At 62.2% G+C, this 19,446-nt stretch carries 16 protein-coding genes; 6 read left to right on the forward strand and 10 right to left on the reverse strand.

Annotated elements, in window-relative coordinates; translation table 11 throughout:
• Positions 1 to 169 precede the first annotated feature (169 nt).
• Positions 170 to 937, forward strand: coding sequence for an NAD kinase (locus ACYG9V_RS21125; RefSeq protein ID WP_023715779.1), 768 nt, complete (start codon positions 170 to 172; stop codon positions 935 to 937).
• Between the two features lie 192 nt (positions 938 to 1,129).
• Positions 1,130 to 2,743, forward strand: coding sequence for a DEAD/DEAH box helicase (locus ACYG9V_RS21130; protein WP_352535559.1), 1,614 nt, complete (start codon positions 1,130 to 1,132; stop codon positions 2,741 to 2,743).
• A 166-nt stretch (positions 2,744 to 2,909) separates the two neighbouring features.
• Here the strand turns inward: ACYG9V_RS21130 and ACYG9V_RS21135 are convergent, their stop codons facing one another.
• The gene (locus tag ACYG9V_RS21135) at positions 2,910 to 3,803 is read right to left on the reverse strand and encodes a LysR family transcriptional regulator (RefSeq protein ID WP_023691233.1); all 894 of its coding nucleotides are present in this window, start codon (positions 3,801 to 3,803) and stop codon (positions 2,910 to 2,912) included.
• 119 nt (positions 3,804 to 3,922) lie between these two features.
• On the opposite strand from ACYG9V_RS21135, the gene ACYG9V_RS21140 reads away from it, so the two are divergent.
• Both ACYG9V_RS21140 and ACYG9V_RS21145 read left to right on the forward strand, forming a co-directional pair.
• A complete protein-coding gene (locus ACYG9V_RS21140; protein WP_023691232.1) occupies positions 3,923 to 4,807 on the forward strand; it encodes an NmrA/HSCARG family protein in 885 nt (294 codons plus the stop codon).
• A 47-nt stretch (positions 4,808 to 4,854) separates the two neighbouring features.
• A complete protein-coding gene (locus tag ACYG9V_RS21145) occupies positions 4,855 to 5,124 on the forward strand; it encodes a DUF2798 domain-containing protein (RefSeq protein ID WP_023667468.1) in 270 nt (89 codons plus the stop codon).
• Positions 5,125 to 5,362: 238 nt separating this feature from the next.
• On the opposite strand, the gene ACYG9V_RS21150 is transcribed toward ACYG9V_RS21145, so the two are convergent.
• From ACYG9V_RS21150 to ACYG9V_RS21165, 4 genes are all read right to left on the reverse strand, one after another.
• On the reverse strand, positions 5,363 to 5,971 hold the full coding sequence (locus ACYG9V_RS21150) for a hypothetical protein (protein WP_023691231.1): 609 nt from the start codon (positions 5,969 to 5,971) through the stop codon (positions 5,363 to 5,365).
• Between the two features lie 237 nt (positions 5,972 to 6,208).
• A complete protein-coding gene (locus ACYG9V_RS21155; protein ID WP_023667470.1) occupies positions 6,209 to 6,859 on the reverse strand; it encodes an OmpA family lipoprotein in 651 nt (216 codons plus the stop codon).
• A 151-nt stretch (positions 6,860 to 7,010) separates the two neighbouring features.
• Positions 7,011 to 7,379 carry a GFA family protein gene (locus ACYG9V_RS21160; protein ID WP_023667471.1) on the reverse strand — a complete coding sequence of 123 codons (369 nt, stop codon included), beginning with the start codon at positions 7,377 to 7,379 and terminating at the stop codon, positions 7,011 to 7,013.
• A 147-nt stretch (positions 7,380 to 7,526) separates the two neighbouring features.
• Positions 7,527 to 8,417, reverse strand: coding sequence for a LysR family transcriptional regulator (locus ACYG9V_RS21165; protein WP_352535557.1), 891 nt, complete (start codon positions 8,415 to 8,417; stop codon positions 7,527 to 7,529).
• 103 nt (positions 8,418 to 8,520) lie between these two features.
• Here ACYG9V_RS21165 and ACYG9V_RS21170 point away from each other — a divergent pair, with 103 nt between their 5' ends.
• A complete protein-coding gene (locus ACYG9V_RS21170) occupies positions 8,521 to 9,390 on the forward strand; it encodes an NmrA/HSCARG family protein (RefSeq protein WP_023715785.1) in 870 nt (289 codons plus the stop codon).
• Between the two features lie 54 nt (positions 9,391 to 9,444).
• Here ACYG9V_RS21170 and ACYG9V_RS21175 read toward each other — a convergent pair whose 3' ends face one another.
• The 5 genes from ACYG9V_RS21175 to ACYG9V_RS21195 form a co-directional block, all read right to left on the reverse strand.
• Positions 9,445 to 9,834 carry a hypothetical protein gene (locus ACYG9V_RS21175; protein WP_023691228.1) on the reverse strand — a complete coding sequence of 130 codons (390 nt, stop codon included), beginning with the start codon at positions 9,832 to 9,834 and terminating at the stop codon, positions 9,445 to 9,447.
• Positions 9,835 to 10,121: 287 nt separating this feature from the next.
• Positions 10,122 to 10,541, reverse strand: coding sequence for a GFA family protein (locus ACYG9V_RS21180; RefSeq protein WP_023691227.1), 420 nt, complete (start codon positions 10,539 to 10,541; stop codon positions 10,122 to 10,124).
• 118 nt (positions 10,542 to 10,659) lie between these two features.
• Positions 10,660 to 11,791 (reverse strand): peptide chain release factor 2 gene (gene prfB, locus ACYG9V_RS21185; protein WP_155922402.1). Its coding sequence is split into 2 segments (ribosomal slippage): positions 10,660 to 11,724 and positions 11,726 to 11,791, totalling 1,131 coding nucleotides; the frame shifts between segments, so codons are not numbered across the junction.
• Positions 11,792 to 11,921: 130 nt separating this feature from the next.
• Positions 11,922 to 14,378 carry a penicillin-binding protein 1A gene (locus tag ACYG9V_RS21190; protein WP_023695364.1) on the reverse strand — a complete coding sequence of 819 codons (2,457 nt, stop codon included), beginning with the start codon at positions 14,376 to 14,378 and terminating at the stop codon, positions 11,922 to 11,924.
• 213 nt (positions 14,379 to 14,591) lie between these two features.
• On the reverse strand, positions 14,592 to 15,851 hold the full coding sequence (locus tag ACYG9V_RS21195) for an N-acetylmuramoyl-L-alanine amidase (protein ID WP_023708476.1): 1,260 nt from the start codon (positions 15,849 to 15,851) through the stop codon (positions 14,592 to 14,594).
• Positions 15,852 to 16,500: 649 nt separating this feature from the next.
• On the opposite strand from ACYG9V_RS21195, the gene ACYG9V_RS21200 reads away from it, so the two are divergent.
• Complete coding sequence (locus ACYG9V_RS21200; RefSeq protein ID WP_023815346.1) at positions 16,501 to 19,419, forward strand: ribonuclease E/G; 2,919 nt, start codon at positions 16,501 to 16,503, stop codon at positions 19,417 to 19,419.
• Positions 19,420 to 19,446: the final 27 nt, after the last annotated feature.

Below are 19,446 nucleotides of genomic sequence, written 5' to 3' on the forward strand. Positions count from 1 at the left end.
GCACTTAACCATCACATTCGCCGTTCCGGCGACATGAAGCGCGAGCCGCCGATTTCGTTTCGCCGCGGCCGCAACTGCGCCGACGATGCCTCCCTTTGCAGATGCGCTTGCCCATGCTACCCCACGCAACCGCCGCCGACCGCCATCGGCCGACCGCCATCGGAATGTCATGAGCAAAGCCAATTTCGCCTTCGTCTCCTCCGACACTGCCGATGCCAAGGCGGCGATGGAGAGCCTGTCGGCCCGCTATGGCCAGGCATCCTTCGACGACGCCCAGGTGGTGGTGGCGCTGGGTGGCGACGGCTTCCTGCTGCAGACCTTGCGCGACACGATGAGCACGGGAAAGAAGGTCTACGGCATGAACCGTGGCACCATCGGCTTCCTGATGAACGAGTACCGCGTCGGGGGCCTCACCGAGCGCATCGCGGCCGCCGTCGCCGAAACGATCCGCCCGCTGGAAATGCTGGCGTTGACGCATGAGGGCGAGACGGTTTCGGCACTCGCCATCAACGAGGTGGCGCTGTGGCGTCAGTCCTACCAGACGGCAAAGATCCGCATCACCGTCGACGAGCAGGTCCGCATCGAGGAACTGAACTGCGACGGCGTGATGATCGCGACGCCGGCCGGCTCCACCGCGTACAATCTTTCGGCGCACGGGCCGATCCTGCCGCTGGATGCGCCGTTGCTCGCGCTGACCCCGGTCAGCCCGTTCCGGCCGCGCCGTTGGCGGGGTGCCTTGTTGTCAAACAAGGCGACCGTACGCTTCGATATTCTGGAGTCGGAAAAGCGCCCGGTGAACACCGCCGCCGACCACACCGAGGTCAAGGCGGTGGCTTCCGTAACGGTCCGCGAATCGCCGACTGCGACGGCAACGCTGCTGTTTGATCCCAACCATTCGTGGAACGAACGCATTCTCGCCGAGCAGTTTCGCTATTGAGCCGGCGCAAAGAGTGACTACCTAATTAAGCATCGCGATTAAGCTTACGTTTTCACAATCGTGCCAATCCCGCCCGTTTCTGTTGACAAATCGCGGGCTTGCGCCTAATCGCAATACCAATCTTGCAGGCACGCTGTGCTTGCCGCGACGGATGCCGTTGCGCTTCCCCGAACCAGCCAAAGACAGCAACTCTTGTCCTCAGACACCACGACCGCTCTAGAAGCGTTGACCTTTTCAGACCTCGGCCTGTCGCCCAAGGTCCTTTCCGCAGTCACCGATGCGGGCTACACCGTGCCGACGCCGATCCAGGCTGGCGCCATCCCGCATGCCTTGCTCGGCAAGGATATTCTGGGCATAGCACAGACCGGCACCGGCAAGACGGCTTCCTTCGTGCTGCCGATGCTGACCCGCCTCGAAAAAGGCAGGGCCCGTGCCCGCATGCCGCGCACGCTGATCCTCGAGCCGACGCGCGAGCTCGCCGCGCAGGTCGAAGAGAATTTCATCAGATACGGCAAGAACCACAAGCTCAACATCGCGCTGCTGATCGGCGGCGTCTCCTTCGACGAGCAGGACAAGAAGCTGGAGCGCGGCGCCGACGTGCTGATCGCCACGCCCGGCCGTCTGCTCGATCACCGCGAGCGCGGCAAGCTGTTGCTCAACGGCGTCGAGATCCTCGTCATCGACGAGGCCGACCGCATGCTGGACATGGGCTTCATCCCCGACATCGAGCGCATCTGCGAGATGATCCCGTTCACCAGGCAGACGCTGTTCTTCTCAGCGACCATGCCGCCGGAGATCACCAAGCTCACCGAGAAGTTCCTGCATGCGCCGGTGCGCGTCGAGGTTTCCAAGGCGGCATCCGCTGCCACCAACATCATCCAGCGCCTGGTCAAGTCCGGCTCCAAGCCGTGGGACAAGCGCGAGACGCTTCGCAATCTGATAAAGGCCGAAGACGCCGAGCTGAAGAACGCTATCATTTTCTGCAACCGCAAGGTCGAGGTCGCGGAGCTGTTCCGCTCGCTGCTGAAGTATGATTTCGACGCCGGCGCCCTGCATGGCGACATGGACCAGCGCGCCCGCATGCAGATGCTGGCCAATTTCCGCGATGGCAAATTGCGCTATCTCGTGGCGTCCGACGTCGCCGCGCGCGGCCTCGACATTCCCGACGTCAGCCACGTCTTCAACTACGACGTGCCGATCCACGCCGAAGACTATGTCCACCGCATCGGCCGCACCGGCCGCGCCGGACGCTCGGGCAAATCCTTCACCATCGCCACCAAGTCCGACACCAAATACATCGACGCCATCGAGCGGCTGATCGGCAACAAGATCGAGTGGCATGACGGCGACCTGTCGACCGTGGTCGCCAGCGAAGGCGGCGAGGACGAAGCGCCCCGCCGTGGCCGTGGCGCTCCGCGCCGCGCCGGCCGCAAGGACGAGGACCGCAAGGCCCATGATCGCAAGGAGAGTGGCGAGCGCAAGCCGCGCGAACGCCATGCCAAGCGCAGCGACGACGCGCCAGCGGCAGATGCCGCGCGCGAGGAACAGCCGGTGGTAGCCGAGGCCGCGGTCGCCGACATCGGCGAACGGCATCAGCGCAAGGAAGCGATCCGCTCCGAAAACAGCGACCGCAAGGTCTCCGATCGCAACAACGAGAACCGCGCCCCGGAACGCGGCGACACAAGGCCGCAGCGCGCCAGCAACAGCCGCCCTGCCCGCGGCAACAACCGCGGTGAAGACAATGACGGCACCGTCGGCTTCGGCGACGACATGCCGGCCTTCATGAAGATCGTCGCCAAGGTCTGATTCCATGAGCCGCGGCGTCCCGAGGACGCGCGGCTTTCCTGGACGCGATTGGGATGCGAGATCTGGAGCCCGCTCAGGATCAATCAGCGCCATGCGCGGTAATCGCAAGACAGGCTCGATCTGCCCGATCTCTTCCGGCCTGGAGCGCTTCAAATACCCGTCGATGCTACAGGCTTTTGAGTTCCAGGCGGGATGCCAATAAATCCAGAAATGCCCGAACCTTGGCCGAAGATGACCGGCCTTCCTGCCACAAGGCATGGATCGGCACCGGTGCCGGCTCGAATTCCGTCAAAACCAGTTCGACGAGACCGTCGTCGACCAAATGTCTTATCTGCCACAGAGGCGAGAAGCCCAAACCCAGTCCGTGGATTGCGGCGGCATAGACCGAGGTCATCAGATTGGAGCGAAAAGCGCCTGCGACCTTCACGGTCCGGGGTTTCCCGTCGATCTGAAACGTCCATTCACCTGGACGCTCGTTAGCGGTTCTGATGATGCAACTGTGCTCACTCAGCTGGAAGGGATGGGCCGGCCGGTCGCACCGCGCGAAATAGGAAGGCGCGCCGAACACAACGCGCCGCAACGCTCCCAGGCGTTTGGCTTTCAAGTTGGAATCCGGCAAATCGCCGATGCGTATTGCCAGGTCGAGACCTTCGGCGCCAAGATCGGCAAATCCATCGGAAAGTTGAAGATCGACCTCGACCCGGGGAAATGTCCGCATGTATTCCGCGATGACAGGCATCAGGACGTTCGGGCCAAACAGAACCGGCGCCCCGATGCGCAGGACGCCTGCCGGCTCCGATCGTTGATTGATCGCCTGAAGTCTTGCGTCGTTTATTTCGTCGACCGCGGGTTTGATCCGGTTGAAAAAGGCTGCTCCGACTTCACTTGGTGTCGAGCGACGCGTTGTCCTGTGGATCAGCTCGACGCCGACTGATTGCTCCAGTGCCGCCAGGGACCGGCTGACCGACTGCAGCGAGCGGTTCAGCCGATGTGCGGCAGTCGTCAGACTTCCATGCTCGACGATCGCGATGAAAGCCTCGAAATCGTCCATCCGGCTCATGCATTCTCCCGACATTCGACATAATATATCGCAAAAACGGGTAATTGTAACGACAATTGCGACGTCGTACCTCTCTGCAAGTTGTCCCGCGAGGACAGGCTTGATGGAAGGAAATCGTCATGCAAGTAGCCAATCCAACTGTTCTGGTTGTTGGTGCCACAGGCCGAGTTGCGGGACTTGTCGTGCCTGAACTTGTCCGCCGCAATGCCAATGTTCGAGCGCTCGTTCGCGACCCTGCGAATGCCGAAAAGGCCCGGAAGGTGGGGGCATCCGAGGTTGCGACAGGAGATTTGCGAAATCGTCAGAGCCTCGAAAGGGCGGTCGCGGGCGTCGACGGCGTCTTTCACATTGGGCCGGCTTTTGCTCCCGATGAAGCAGCCATGGGCGTTGCCATGGTTGAGGCCGCCACGCGAGCAGGAGTTCGAAAGTTCGTCTTCTCGTCGGTGATCCAGCCTACCAATACGCGACTGAAGAACCATGCCAGCAAGGTGCCTGTCGAGGCTGCTCTCTACTCGACGACGATGGAATATACGATTCTGCACCCTGCCAATTTCATGCAGAACCTCGCAGCGGCCTGGCCGTCCGTCGTTGAACATGGTGTTTTCTCGGAACCGTTTCCAAAGACGGCGAAGCTGGCCCGCGTCGACTACCGCGATGTCGCTGAGGTGGCGGCGATCGCCCTAACCGAAGCGCGATTGTCCTACGCGACCCTCGATCTGTGCGCTGACGGCATGCACAGCCGGGAAGACATCGTTGCGATGATGAGTGAGGAACTTGGCAGACCCATCTCTTCTGGTGAGCCGACATTTGGCGAGTGGGCGGCCGAGGCACGCCTTCCCTACAATGACCGCCAAATGCAGGTGCTGGCCAAAATATACGCCCACTATGCCCACTATGGCCTTGGCGGAAACAGTCTGACATTGCGCGCCGCCCTGGGCCGCGAACCGCGTTCGTTGCGCGGCTTTATTCGAAACCTTGCCCAGCAAATGGCGCAGGCCGCCTGACTGCGCCCAGCCGCGCATACTTCCACTTTTCGAGAAGGAGATAGGTGATGCGACCGTCATCCCACAAGGTTTTGAAATCGAGGAAGCTACCGGCCTCCTACAATGCGCTGGTAATGCCATTCGTACTTTCCATCCTGATGTCGTGCATTGTTTCCGCGGTAGCGACGCTGATCAATGCGGGCTGGACAACCGGTTTCGTGGCGACCTGGCCGTATGCATGGGGAGCATCATGGCTAGTGGGCTTTCCAAGTCTGCTGCTGGTCTTGCCGATCGTGCGCCGTATCGTTGCGGCAATTGTCGATCAGCCGACCTCGTAGGCCTTGATTACGGAGTCCGACATGCCAAACAAGAACGGCCCTTGCGGGCCGCTTTTACCTTCGACTGACGGCTCGCAGCGCCATTGTCGACTTCCGCGACCAGATACCTGTCTTCATGCGGGCAGCCTTCATGCGCGCCGGCCCTCATGCCGATCGTCGTCCGAGCCTGACTCCCGAGCGCTCTCAAATGCAGCCGGCCAGCTTGCACTCTTGGCACGCTCCTATCCTGGCCCGTCCGTCACATCGGGCCGGGCATCATCTTGGTCGGGTTTTCCAGCATCGGAAACTCTGCCTTGCTGCATTTCACGTTCGGGTTGGTCGGACTGAACATGCCGTTCGGATTGTCTCTGAACAGCCAGGCATGAAGGTCGTAGTGGACGAACTCCCTCGGAATGAGCGGATAGTGCCCTTCCATCGGTCCCATGAAGGTCTGGCCAAATAGTTTTGGAGGTTCCTTGGTGTCTGGCGTCAGGGGCACCAGCCATTCCACGCCAACCAATTTCAAGCCTTTCTTGGTCGGCTCGTAGATCAGCACATTGGGGCGCATCGGATCGAGTTTCTGACCGACACTCGGGACGTTGACGAAATGGATGCCCATAGCGCCCTTCGGATAGTCCATTGCGCCCTCGATCCTGTCCCCGCTGTAATAGACGCACCCGACAGTCGACAGATAAAGGTCGCGGACGGCGACCGTGTAGTCTTCATATTTGGCGAGCGATTTCTTCAACGCTTCGATGTCGGCTTTGTTGGCGTCCTCGGCTCGAGCCGTGGCCGCCGCGCACCAAGCAGAGACCAGACCTGTCAAAATGAGGACGCCGCAACGCCCAAGACGAGCTGTTCTTGTCATGCATTCCTCCCAGATTTCCTTATCTGGCCGTGCAGGACCGGGGCCGACTAAGTGACTGCATGGCCGTTTGTATCGCCCCATCCCCTCTGGAACCGCACCAATGCTAATCCCTTCCAAGGCCTCCGGAAAGGGATTATTAGAAATCTCTAATGCGTTAGACCTTTTGGCGGACCACAGGAGCCCAAAAAGAAAGCGGCCCCTTGCGGGGGCCGCCTTCGCATTTCGATGCCGAACAATTCAGGTCAGCGGCGAAAGCTGGATCTCGACGCGCCGGTTCTGCGCACGGCCGGCCGCCGTTCCGTTGGACGCGATCGGACGGGTCTTGCCGAATCCGGTGACGGCGAAGCGGCGCGAATCGACACCTTGGCCTGAGAGATAGTTGGCGACCGCCAATGCGCGGCGCTGCGACAGATCGAAATTGTGTTCGTCGCCACCGGTCGAATCGGTATGGCCGAACACGTCGACCGTGGTCTGCTTGAACTTCTTCAGCACCAGCGCAACCGAGTTCAGCACCTGGTAGAAGCCGGGCTTCACCGCATCCTGGTCGACGTTGAAAGTAATGTCGGACGGCATGTTGAGGATGATCTGGTCGCCGGTGCGGGTGACGCTGACGCCGGTGCCTTCGAGCTGGCGGCGCAGTTCAGCCTCGTTCTGGTCCATGGTCGCGCCGATGGCGCCGCCGGCCAGCGCGCCGATACCGGCGCCGATCAGCGCGTTGCGGCGGTCATTGCCGCCGGCAAGCAGGCCGAGGCCCGCGCCCGCCAGGGCGCCAAGGCCGGCGCCGGCTGCGGTGTTCGAAACCTTCTGCTCCCCGGTGTACGGATCGGTCGTGGTGCAGGCACTCACCAGCACAGCCGTCGCAACGGCGACGAGCACAGTCTTTTTCATAAGGATCGTCCCTCTCCAAAGCGCGGCCTTTGCGGCTCGCGCATATAAGCCCTTCTCCGGTCTTGTAACATGAAATGCGGCGAAAAACCGAGCGGCGAAAGCGGCTTCTCCCCGCTCGCGCCACACTTCCGCTTCGGTGGCTGGTGCTGGCCTACCAGAGGTTCTTGCCGTCAATGACGACCACCTCGACCTTGTCGAGGTCGAAATCGTCGAACAGCCGCGAATTGACTGAGATCTTGGGATTGTCGAAGTCCGGTTTTCCGGTCGACCAGTCCGGCGTTTCGGTGAAGGTGCCGCAGCCGCAAATGGCGCAAAACCCGTGTTTGACGGTCTTCGATCCCCATTGATAGAAGGAAACGTTTTCCGGCGAGCTGGTGAGCTTGAATTGCGACGGAACGTAGTAAGCCCACAGCGAACCGCGCTTGGAGCAGAACGAGCAGGTGCATTGTGTTACCGTCTCGGGCGCCTGCGAAACCTCGAACGTCGTCGCCTTGCAATGACAGCTGGCCTTGATGGTCATGAAAAGCTTTCCTCTCCGTTGCCCGCCACCCATGCGGCAAGGCACCATAAAGGAAGGCTCCTGACAACTGTCTGTCAGCAGGCTCCGGTCGATCGAGCCGAGCGGCGCTCTGGCTGAAGCAGGCCCGTCGTCACCTCCCAATCGTCGTCACCTGCCGATATAGGCGGCCAGTTCGTCCGGCGTCCCGTTTGGGAAAGCCTGTTTCAGAAAATCCAGGAACGCCGACACGCGCGCGCTGAGCAGCCGCCGGGAGGGGTAGAGCGTCCATAGAGAAATTTCGGGGCCGTCAATATCCCCCCAATTCACCAGTGTGCCGTCAGCCAGGTCGTGGGCCACCAACGAAATGGGAAGCCGTCCTGCGCCGATGCCGGCTCGCACCGCATCCCGGACCATGATCAGCGTCGACAAGGCGAGGACCGGCTCGATTCTAAGTGTTGCCCGGCCACCTGGTGTCTTCACCTGCCATGTTTGCCGCTCGCCTGTCCCGCGCGCAACGCCAGGAGCGGCGAGCCCATCGGTCGGGCGAGGAAGGTCCGGGCTCGCCACAACGACCAGGCGGTCGCGGAGAAACGCCCGTCCGACCAGGCTTTCATCGGGATCCGGATTGACCCGGATTACCAGATCGTAGCCTTCCTCGATCATGTCGACATGCCGGTCTTCGGTGGTCACTTCAAGCCTCACCTCAGGATACCTCAGGGCAAATCCCGCAGCGATCCTCCCCATTGCAGTCTGCGAAAAATGCAAAGGCGCGCTGATCCGCAATCTGCCCTTGGGTCTCTGACCGCCCGAGGCAATCGCCGATGCCGTCTCGTCCAGCTCGGCAAGCAACGCCCCCGTCCGCTCGAAGAGCGCCCGTCCTTCTTCGGTCAGCTTCAGGTTACGCGCACCCCGTTCGAACAGACGCAGATCGAGACTGCTTTCCAATTCGCCAACGCGCCGGGACAACGTTGCCTTGGGCCGGCCGGTGGACCTTGCCGCTTTGCCGAAGCCGCCATGGCGAGCCACGAGGTTAAAATCGGCAAGGGCTAAAAGATCCATGACTGTCCCACCAGCGAGACGACGTGTCTAAAATTGCCGTCTACTGGGCTCTTTGTGAGCCACACATATTGGGGCTGTCAAGCAACCCAACAGGAGAAATTCCATGACCATTCTCGTTACCGGCGCCACCGGCAATATCGGCCGCCAAGTCGTCGAACAGCTCGCCAAGCGCGGCGCCGATGTGCGTGCTCTCGTGCGCGATCCGTCGAAAGCCAGTTTTCCGGCAGGCGTATCCGTCGTGCAAGGCGACTTTCTCGATGTCGATTCGCTGCGCAAAGCCATGTCTGGCGTTTCCACGCTGTTCCTCTTGAACGCCGTGGTGCCGGACGAATTCACCCAGGCTTTGATCGCCTTGAATGTCGCCCGATCGGCCGGCATCGAGCGGATCGTCTATCTCTCGGTGATCCACGCTGACGTCTATGTGAACGTGCCGCATTTCGCGGGCAAGTTCGGCGTCGAGCGAATGATCGAACAGATGGACTTCAAAGCTACGATCTTGCGCCCGGCCTACTTCATCCAGAACGATCTGACGGTCGAAGACGTCATCACCGGCTACGGCACCTACCCAATGCCGATCGGCCCCAAGGGTCTCGCCATGATCGACGCCCGCGATATCGCCGAGATCGCCGCTCTTGAGCTGCTGCGTCGCGAACGGTCCAAGGAGCCGCTTGCGTTCGAGAGGATCAACCTCGTCGGTCCGCAGACACTGACCGGGACGGACATTGCCGCAATCTGGTCAGACGTACTCGCCCGCCCGATCAGCTACAGCGGCGACAATACGGAGGGTTTTGAGCAAAATCTCAAGCAGTTCCTGCCCGCCTGGATGGCCTACGACATGCGCCTGATGGGCGAGCGTTTCTTCACCGACGGGATGTTGCCCGAGGCCGGCGACGTCGAGCGCCTGACGGCACTTCTGGGTCGCCCACTGCGCCCGTATCGCGACTTCGCCTCAGCACTCGCTGCTTCCGTCTGACGCAAGCGCCTTCAGCACCAAGGCCGGCCTTCCGATGAGAACTGCCAACAGAACTCAGTAGGAACGCGGTGGCACGAACAGGCAGATCGTCTTGCCTGCGTCGAGGCCGGCCTGGTGCGCGCACCAGTGGAAATCGCCGTCGGGTGAGTCCTTGACCCGCTTGTCGCTCATCGGCACGACCTCCCCCGTTCCGGCGATGACATAACCCTCCGGCTTTTCCAGCACCTCGCCGGTATGGGTGGTGCGGCAGTCGTAGTTTGCACAGCAGGCGAAGGGATAACTCCAGCCTTGCGGCTTCGCCGCCGTGGGCTTGGCGTCATGGGCGAAGGCGGGTGCGGTCAGCACCGCCATCGCGATTGCAACGATCGGGGTGACGAACAAGGAAAACAGGAGTCGGCCAGCCGGTTGAACGGCTCTGGCCGATCGGAGAGTGGCAGCAGACATGGAAGCGTTCCTTTCACACGAGCATCAAGCGTTTCGCTTGCCCGTTCCCGGAACGTGTCTTCCCAGTGGCCGGATCGTCAGGTCGCAGATATGCCGCGTCCGGCCATAAATGCTTTTTCTCTTCCAGCCCTCGGATGCTGGGCTGATTCCTTGGCCGGCGCAAGAAGTTGCTGCGCGAGGCCGCACATCTACGCCGCCATCTGCAACCGCTGACGAGATCCAAGGCCAGGCTCAACTCCCGGCAGACGGGCAACGAAACAACGGGATTGGCCGTATGTGGTTCCAGCCTATACGTCGCCTGGACCGGCGATCACATGCCCTTCATATTGCGGCAAGTCGTCGGCGATGGTGAACCATGGCGCCTTGGAGCCGACGAAGATGTGCGCGGTCGGCCGGATCGTTGGATCGTCGACCAGCGTGCCCATGGCGACGTGGACATAGGCGCCGTCGCGGACCAGCGAATACAGCAACGAGCCGCAGCGGCTGCAATGCGCATCGTGGCCGCTGTCATCGCCGAAATGGATGAGCCCGTGATGCCCTTCGGCAAGGGCAAGTTTCTCGCGCTCGATGCCGGCGAAGGGCTTGAAGGCGGAACCTGTGGTGCGCCGGCAGTTCGAACAATGGCAGTTGGCGGCATAGACGAACTCGTCCGCCACTTCATACTGGACCGCGCCGCAAAAGCATTTGCCGGTGAGCCTGCGAGTCATGGTTCCTCCTTCGCTCCCCCGCCAAGGGATGTTCTTATTCAAGTCAGCCGAGTCGAAAGTGGCGGAAGCGCAGGAATTTGCCATTCGCAGGCCGGCCTCAGCTGAATATGGACATATCCTAGTCGAGGTCGGCCACGGCTTCACCGGCACCGCCCTCGATGCGCTGCGACAACGAAGCTTCCATGAAGTCGTCGAGGTCGCCGTCGAGCACGCTCGACGGGCTGGTGCTCTCGACGCCGGTGCGCAGGTCCTTCACCAACTGGTAGGGCTGCAGCACATAGGAACGGATCTGGTGACCCCAGCCGATGTCGCTCTTCGACGCTTCTGTGGCATTGGCCACCGCTTCGCGCTTCTTCAGCTCTTCCTCGTAAAGGCGCGAGCGCAGCATTTCCCAGGCCTTCGCCTTGTTCTTGTGCTGCGAGCGTTCGGCCTGGCAGGCAACCGCGATGCCGGTGGCGATATGGGTGATGCGAACCGCCGAGTCCGTGGTGTTGACGTGCTGGCCGCCCGAACCGGATGAGCGGTAGGTGTCGATGCGTACATCGGATTCCGAGACGTCGATCTCGATCCTGTCATCGACGACCGGGTAGACCCAGACGCTGGAGAAGGACGTGTGGCGGCGCGCATTGCTGTCATAGGGTGAAATGCGGACCAGGCGATGAACGCCCGACTCGGTCTTCAGCCAGCCATAGGCATTGTGGCCCTTGATCAGGAGCGTGGCGGACTTGATGCCGGCCTCTTCGCCGTCATGGACTTCCAGCACTTCGACCTTGAAACGGCGACGCTCGGCCCAGCGCGTGTACATGCGCAGAAGCATCGAGGCCCAGTCCTGGCTCTCGGTGCCGCCGGCGCCGGCATGGACTTCGAGATAGGTGTCGTTGGCGTCGGCCTCGCCCGACAGCAGCGTCTCGACCTGGCGGGCCTTGGCCTCGCCCTGCATCGAGCGGAGGGCTGCTTCCGCCTCGGCGATCACGCTCTGGTCGCCCTCTTCCTCACCCAGTTCGATCAGGCCGATATTGTCTTCCAGCGCCTGAGTCAGGCTTTTGACGCCGGCGATCCCGTCTTCGAGGCCTTGGCGCTCGCGCATCAGCTTTTGCGCTTCCAGCGGATCATTCCAGAGGCTGGAATCCTCGGCGCGCACGTTCAGGTATTCAAGCCGCTTTATAGCCTGATCCCAGTCAAAGATGCCTCCTCAGCAGGGTGATCGCCTGCCTGATCTCGTCGACAATATTCTGCGTTTCCGCGCGCATGGCTGGTTGTTCTGTCCTGTTTTTGAAGTGGCGCTTGGGTCGGCGCGATACATAGGCACGGCATTGCTGCCTGTAAAGCGAAATGGGCCGGCTCAACAAGCCAGCCCATTCGACGTAAAAAATCAGGTCGTCAGTAGAGTCCGCCGCCGGGTGCCTGGATAGCTTCCGTAGCCTGCGGCGATAGCGGTCCGCCGGCGCCGTTGGACCCGTCGGCGCCCATGCCGATCACCCAATAGCTGTCGGCGGGGCCGGTGCCGGGCTTGAAGGCTTCGATGATGGTGCCGGGATCGCCCGACGCGGCACGCATGCCGGTCTTGCGGTTGATCGCGACCAGGTTCATGCCTTCCGGCACCTTGAAGTCGACATTGGGCGTGCCGTCCAGCGCAACGCGCATGAAGTCCTTGAAGATAGGCGCCGCCAGACCACCGCCGGTGGCGCCATGGCCGAGACCGCGCGGCGTGTCGTAACCCATGTAGAGGCCGACGACGAGGTTCGGCGTATAGCCGATGAACCAGGCGTCCTTCTCGTCATTGGTCGTTCCGGTCTTGCCGGCGATGTGGCGGCCAAGCTCGGCGATGGTGGCGCCGGTGCCGCGCTGGACCACGCCTTCCATCATCGAGGTGATCTGGTAGGCAGTCATCGGATCGAGCACCTGCTCGGAATTGTCGACCAGTTCCGGTTCGGGCTGGTTGTTCCATTCGGGCGCGTTGCAGCCTTCGCAGCCGCGCTCGTCCTGCTTGAACACGGTCTTGCCGTAGCGGTCCTGGATGCGGTCGATGAGCGAGGGTTTGATCGACTTGCCGCCATTGGCCATGATCGAATAGGCCGACACCATGCGCATCACCGTCGTCTCGCCGGAGCCCAGCGCCATCGGCAGATACGGCGCCAGATGGTCGTAGACGCCGAAACGCTCGGCATATTCCACCACCAGCTTCATTCCCATGTCGTTGGCGAGCCGCACCGTCATCAAATTGCGCGACTTTTCGATACCGGAGCGCAAGGTCGCGGGGCCGGCCACCGTGCCGTCATAGTTCTTCGGCGTCCAGGTCGTGTTGCCGCTCTGGATGGTGATCGGTCCGTCCATGATAACCGAGGCCGGCGTATAGCCATTGTCGAGCGCGGCCGAATAGACGATCGGCTTGAAGGACGATCCCGGCTGGCGCATCGCCTGCGTGGCGCGGTTGAACTCCGACTGCGCATAGGAGAAGCCGCCGACCATGGCCAGCACGCGGCCGGTATGTGGATCCATGGCGATCAGGCCGCCCTCCACTTCCGGCACCTGGCGCAACGTGTAGGCGCCTTCCGACCCTTCGTTCTTCTGCACGAAGATGACGTCGCCGGGCTGCAGTACATCGGCCGGAGACTTGGCCTTGACCGTCTTGCCATCGACCACATGGCGCATGGCAAAGCTCATGTCTTCCTTGCTGACGGCGCCTTCGACGCGTTCCTTGACGATGTCGCCTGATATCTGCCGCGTCGGCTGCAGGCCGATGGAAAGGCCGGTCGCCGAGCTGTCGAGCACGACGGCAAGCGACCATTCCGGCACGTCTTCCAGCCCCTTGACGTTGCCCAGCGCCACGCCCCAGTCGCCGGAAGCATCGATATGCGTCACCGGTCCGCGATAGCCGCGCAGCGTGTCGTATTTGAGCAAGCCGTTCTGCATCGACTTGCGGGCGATGAGCTGGATCTTCGGATCGAGCGTCGTGCGCACCGAAAGGCCGCCCTCATAGAGCGCGTTCTCGCCATAGCGCGAGATGATCTGGCGGCGCACTTCCTCGGTGAAATATTCACCCGCAAACAGATAGGAGCCATTGCGGCGCGGCGTCACGCCAAGCGGCTCGGCCTTGGCCTTGTCGCCTTCCTCGCGCGTCACGTAGCCGTTCTCGACCATCTGGTCGATGACCCAGTTGCGGCGCTCGATGGCGCGGTCGGCATGCTTGAAGGGATGGTAGTTGTTGGGCCCCTTCGGCAGCGACGCCAGATAAGCGGCTTCCGCGACGGTGAGTTCGTTGACCGACTTGTCGAAATAGGTCAGTGCCGCGCCCGCAACGCCATAGGCGCCGAAACCGAAGAAGATTTCGTTGAGATAGAGCTCAAGGATGCGGTCCTTCGAATAAGCCTGCTCGATGCGGAAGGCCAGGATCATCTCCTTGATCTTGCGCTCGTAGGTCTGGTCCGAGGACAAGAGGAAGTTCTTCGCCACCTGCTGGGTGATGGTCGAGGCGCCGACCTGGCGCCTGCCCGAACCCAGATTCTGCAGGTTGACGTAGATGGCGCGGCCAAGCCCGGTGATGTCGATGCCGGGATGGTTGTAGAAATTCTTGTCCTCGGCCGACAGGAACGCCGCCTTGACCCGGTCCGGAACCGCCTGGATCGGCAGATAGAGCCGCCGTTCGCGCGCATATTCGGCCATCAGCGAGCCGTCGGAAGCATGGATGCGGGTCGTCACCGGCGGCTCGTACTTGGCCAGAACCTCGTAGTCGGGTAGGTCTTTCGACAGATGGCTGATGTATATCGCCACGCCCGCGGCGACGATAAGCGCCAGCGTCGTGCCGATACCAAAGAAATAGCCGATAAGACGAATCATGCCCGCTCCAGTCCGAGGTCCGGGAATTTCCTAGACGAAGCCGCCTTTCGCGCAAGCCTTCGCAACTGTCCCGATCCGTGATGGAAAACCCATGTCGCCACCATGTGGGCAAAATACGGCAGTGCCCGGTTTCGGCATCCCCCACCGGAAATAAAAGCGCCTGGTGTTGTCCCCGTGCAACGCTGCCTCCGGTCGTGGGCGGCGGCGACCATCTCAGCCTCCGGTTCCCGTTCCCATCTTGGCGGAGGCAAACAGGGCGACGGCGTTGGTGATGCTCTGCGCCGCCTTGCCGCGCCAGTCGGCGTCGAGCAGTTGCGCCTCATCCTTGGCGTTGGAGAGATAGCCGAGTTCCACCAGCACCGACGGCACATCGGGCGCTTTCAGCACTTTGAAGCCGGCCGAACGCTGCGGATTGTTGATCAGGCCGACGCTGGTGGACAACTGGCCGACCAGAGTGTGGGCAAAGCTCATCGAGAAATTATGCGTCTCGCGGCGGATCAGGTCGATCAGTATGTCGGTGACTTCCTTGTTGTCGTCCTTGATCACCATGCCGGCGAACTGGTCGGAGAGGTTTTCACGGTCGGCAAGCGCCTGCGCTTGCGGATCGGACGCCTTGTCGGAGACGGTATAGACGGTGGCGCCTCTGATACCCTTGACGCTGATCGTGTCGGCATGGATCGAGATCAAAAGGTCGGCCTCGTGCTGACGGGCGATGCGCACGCGGTCATCGAGCCGCAGGAACTCGTCGGAATCGCGCGTCATGAACACGTCGTAGTTGCCGACGGCGGCGAGCTTGTCGCGCAGTTCGGTGGCGAAGGCCAGCGTCACGTTCTTCTCGATGGTGCCGTTGAGGCCTTCGGCGCCACCGTCGATGCCGCCATGGCCGGGATCGATGACGATGGTGAAGCGATGCCCGGGATTGGAGATCGGCCCTGTGCCGACCCTGGAGCCCTTGTCGGTGGAGACGGTCGAGCCGGTGGTCAGCGCCTGGTTGGCAAGGGCTTCGTCGAACTCGCGGTCGGAGGCTGCCGACACGTCGATGGCGATGCGATAGCCTGCGCCGTCCTCGTTCTTGAGCACCTCGAGCTTGTCGACCGAGAACGGCCCCTTGCCGGTCAGGATCAGCCGCGATCCCTCGCCCTGATCGCCATAACGCACCGCTTTGACCAGGCCGCGGGCCTTGGCGTCCTTCGCGCCAATGGCGAATCGGGTGCGCGGCAGGTCCACGACCAGCCGGTTGGGGCCGCGCAGCAGGAACCATTTGATGTCGGGCTCGCGGTCGAAATCGATGACGATGCGCATCTTGGTTGCGTCGCCGGCCATCTTGTAGGCGGTGGCGCCGAGTGGCGCATCGGCGGCGCGTGAAACCGGCGCAAAAGCAAGGCAAAGCGCCAGCAGCAACAGCACACCGGCAGCGCGCAGGAAACGGCCTGCACGGCCATGGCCCTTGTCTGTGGTGCCCGCCAGTCCCATTTCTTTGCAGTCGCTCCCGGTTTGGCGCCTTGCGCCCGCGTGGTTGGTCGAAATGCCGGTCAGGCCGCAGACTCGATTAACGATTGGTATCCAGAGAAGGTTAACCAAGCCTTTTCATTGAGGATTAAGGCCTGTGCTTCCGTTACGGCACTGCTTTTTGCCGGCATCCGAAATCGGGGTTGCCTTCCACCCCGTCAAATCATAAAAGCGATGGTGGATCACTGCAATCCTGGAACCGCTTCTCCCGCAGCTTCCTGCTACAGGTCAGATGAAAGGCGGCTCCTTTCGCTTCCCGCGAAAAGGCTTCAGGTGATCGCGACGAATTTCGCAGGTGTGCGCCCGTGGCGGGGGAATCGCCTGCGTGAGGAAAACGGCCGGGTTTGTTCCCGTGCCGGCTCTGTATGAGCAAACAAGCTGGTCCGGTTCGTCCGGGCTTTGGTTCAAAAGGTTCTGCTGGTGACGATGGCTTCAAGCGCAATCATGGAAAGGTCCGCATCAAACCGCGCCATTGTGGCTGCGGGCGGCACCGCCATGGCGCTCAAGCGGCGTCCGGCGGACATTCAGACATCCGGCACCCACATCCCAGACACGCAGCAGCGGGCTTTGCCTCGCAAGCTGCGGCTGACGGCTGCCGGGAGGAAACGAAATAATGCCCAACAAAATGCTGATAGACGCCTCCCACCCGGAGGAAACACGCGTTGTCGTTATCCGCGGTAACCGTATTGAAGAATTCGACTTTGAATCCCAGGACAAGAAGCAGCTCAAAGGAAACATCTATCTCGCCCGCGTAACGCGCGTCGAACCTTCCCTTCAGGCAGCCTTTGTCGAATATGGCGGCAACCGTCACGGTTTCCTCGCCTTCAGTGAAATTCACCCCGACTATTACCAGATCCCGGTCGCCGATCGTCAGGCTTTGCTGCGCGCTGAAGCGCAGGAAGCCGAGGACGAGGAGAACGAGGACAATGACGGCGACGACCGCCAGAGCCGCGATCGCGGCCGGCGCGGCCGCCGGCGCGGCGGCAAGGGTCGTGAGCGCGGCGAACACAAGCGCGACGCCGGCGCCGATGATGAGAACGGCGAACATGGCGATGCCGGCAGCGATGCCGTCTCCGAAGAGCCTGCTTCCGAGCATGCCGCGGCCGATACCGCCGGGCATGACGATCATGCCGGGCATGGCGACAGCGAAGCTTCCGACGCCGAGACATCCGGGAGCGAACCGTCGGAAGGCGGCCCGACATCGATTGCGGCAAGCGTCGAAGCGGATGTGATCTCCGAAGCTGTCCCTGCGGCGGAGCCGGGTGACGAAAGGTCGTCCAGCGAGGCAAGCGGCGAAGCCACCTCCGGGGACAATGACCGCGGCATGCTGGAAGAGGTGCAGTCCTCGCATCCGGACGACCACGAGATCGAATCCGTAGGCGCCGAGGATGCGCTGGAAGAGGTGCGCAGCCGCCGCAAGCCGGTGCGCCGCCAGTACAAGATTCAGGAAGTCATCAAGCGCCGGCAGATCCTGCTGGTGCAGGTGGTCAAGGAAGAGCGCGGCAACAAGGGCGCGGCGCTCACCACCTATCTGTCGCTTGCCGGCCGCTATTCCGTGCTGATGCCCAACACCGCACGCGGCGGCGGCATTTCGCGCAAGATCACCAGTGCGGTCGACCGCAAGCGCCTCAAGGAGGTCGTTGCCGATCTCGAAGTGCCGCAGGGCATGGGCGTCATCCTGCGCACCGCCGGCGAAAGCCGCACCAAGGCGGAAATCAAGCGCGACTACGAATATCTGATGCGGCTTTGGGAAAACGTCCGCAATCTGACGCTGCAATCCACCGCCCCTGCCCTCGTCTATGAGGAAGGCAGCCTGATCAAGCGCTCGGTGCGCGACCTCTACAACAAGGATATTGACGAGATTCTTGTCTCCGGCGAGGAAGGCTACCGCGAGGCCAAGGATTTCATGCGCATGCTGATGCCGAGCCACGCCAAGGTGGTTCAGCCGTTCCGCGACACGACGCCGATCTTCGTGCGCAACGGCATCGAGGCGCAGCTCGACCGCATGCTGCAGCCGCAGGTGACGCTGAAGAGCGGCGGCTACATCATCATCAACCAGACCGAGGCGCTGGTCGCCATCGACGTCAATTCGGGCCGCTCCACCAAGGAGCACTCGATCGAGGACACCGCTCTCCACACCAACCTTGAAGCGGCGGAAGAAGTCGCCAGGCAATTGAGGCTGCGCGATCTCGCCGGCCTGATCGTCATCGACTTCATCGACATGGAGGAGAACCGCAACAACCGCTCCGTCGAGAAGAGGCTGAAGGATCACCTCAAGAACGACCGAGCTCGCATCCAGGTCGGCCGCATCTCGCATTTCGGCCTGATGGAGATGTCGCGCCAGCGCATCCGCGCCAGCGTGCTGGAATCGACCATGAAGCCCTGCCCGCATTGCGGCGGCACCGGCCATGTGCGCTCCGATTCGTCGGTGGCGCTGATGGTGGTGAGGGCGATCGAGGAATTCCTGCTCAAGGATTCGCGCAGCCACATCACGGTGCGGACCCCGGCGGCGACCGCTCTCTATGTGCTCAACCACAAGCGCGGCACGCTGGTGGAACTCGAAAGCCGCTTTGGCCTGACCATCACCGTCGAGGCCGATGATACGGTGGGTGTGCAGCACTACGCGATCTTCCGCGGCGCCATTGCCGAAAAGCCGGAAGGCTTTGTCGAAGCGCGAACCTTCCCGGCCTATGTCGAGCCGGAAGAGCCCGAGGACGAGATCGTCATCGAGGAGGAAGACGACGAGGTTGTGGTACAGGCCGAGCAGCCGCGCCAGGCGCAGCCGCAGTCGCAGCAGCAGCAGCCGAGATCGGCTGAGGACGGCGAAGGCCGCGATCGCAAGCGTCGCAAGCGCCGCAGGCGGCGCGGCGGCAAGGATCGCGAACGCGAACATGGCGATCGCGAGCATGGCGCCGAAGGTGCTTCGGTTTCGGCGGCAAGCGACGACTTTGCCGCTGAACCAGGCGGTGACGATGCAACACAGCAAGACGAAGCCCAGGTTGGCGCCGTCGAAACGGTGGAAGCATCAGATGACGCCCAGGGCAAGAAGCGCCGTCGCGGCAAGCGCGGCGGCAAGCGCAATCGTCGCGAAGACGGCACGGAGACCGAAGCCGGCGAAACCGCCTCGGTGGCCGAGGCCGCTGAAGTCGGAACGGCCGCAAGCGAGCCCGTAGCAGCCGTAGCGGTTGAAGAAGCAGCGGCTCCCGCCGCGGCGAACGACGACGCTCCAGCCGAAAAGCCGAAGAAGAAGCGCGCTTCAAGGGCAAAGAAGGCTGTGGTGGAAGTCGCCGATGAGACGGCGGCCGAGGCTGCACCGGAAGCTGCCGTCGAAGCAGCCGCCCCCGCTGCGGCCGATGCCGCCACGGAAACGACCGTCGACGACGAGCCCGCCAAGGCTCGCCCGTCACGGCGCAAAGCCGTGGCCGCGGATACCTCCGCGGTGCCGGTGGTTTCCTCCAGCGTTGCCGACGAGGCAAAGGCCGAGGAAAAGCCGAAGCGCGCCGGCTGGTGGCAGCGGAAGGGCTTTTTCTAAGCTATTCAGCCGATTAAGATAGGTTCC

This window comes from Mesorhizobium sp. W016 (assembly GCF_054719485.1).

Excerpts from the sequence above, each read along its gene's own strand:
- ACYG9V_RS21175 (WP_023691228.1), bottom strand. The coding sequence starts at position 9,834 with ATGTCTGCTGCCACTCTCCGATCGGCCAGAGCCGTTCAACCGGCTGGC.
- ACYG9V_RS21155 (WP_023667470.1), bottom strand. The coding sequence starts at position 6,859 with ATGAAAAAGACTGTGCTCGTCGCCGTTGCGACGGCTGTGCTGGTGAGT.
- ACYG9V_RS21190 (WP_023695364.1), bottom strand. The coding sequence starts at position 14,378 with ATGATTCGTCTTATCGGCTATTTCTTTGGTATCGGCACGACGCTGGCG.
- ACYG9V_RS21140 (WP_023691232.1), top strand. The coding sequence starts at position 3,923 with ATGCAAGTAGCCAATCCAACTGTTCTGGTTGTTGGTGCCACAGGCCGA.
- ACYG9V_RS21165 (WP_352535557.1), bottom strand. The coding sequence starts at position 8,417 with ATGGATCTTTTAGCCCTTGCCGATTTTAACCTCGTGGCTCGCCATGGC.
- ACYG9V_RS21150 (WP_023691231.1), bottom strand. The coding sequence starts at position 5,971 with ATGACAAGAACAGCTCGTCTTGGGCGTTGCGGCGTCCTCATTTTGACA.
- ACYG9V_RS21125 (WP_023715779.1), top strand. The coding sequence starts at position 170 with ATGAGCAAAGCCAATTTCGCCTTCGTCTCCTCCGACACTGCCGATGCC.
- ACYG9V_RS21195 (WP_023708476.1), bottom strand. The coding sequence starts at position 15,851 with ATGGGACTGGCGGGCACCACAGACAAGGGCCATGGCCGTGCAGGCCGT.
- ACYG9V_RS21180 (WP_023691227.1), bottom strand. The coding sequence starts at position 10,541 with ATGACTCGCAGGCTCACCGGCAAATGCTTTTGCGGCGCGGTCCAGTAT.
- ACYG9V_RS21170 (WP_023715785.1), top strand. The coding sequence starts at position 8,521 with ATGACCATTCTCGTTACCGGCGCCACCGGCAATATCGGCCGCCAAGTC.
- ACYG9V_RS21160 (WP_023667471.1), bottom strand. The coding sequence starts at position 7,379 with ATGACCATCAAGGCCAGCTGTCATTGCAAGGCGACGACGTTCGAGGTT.
- ACYG9V_RS21145 (WP_023667468.1), top strand. The coding sequence starts at position 4,855 with ATGCGACCGTCATCCCACAAGGTTTTGAAATCGAGGAAGCTACCGGCC.
- ACYG9V_RS21200 (WP_023815346.1), top strand. The coding sequence starts at position 16,501 with ATGCCCAACAAAATGCTGATAGACGCCTCCCACCCGGAGGAAACACGC.
- ACYG9V_RS21135 (WP_023691233.1), bottom strand. The coding sequence starts at position 3,803 with ATGAGCCGGATGGACGATTTCGAGGCTTTCATCGCGATCGTCGAGCAT.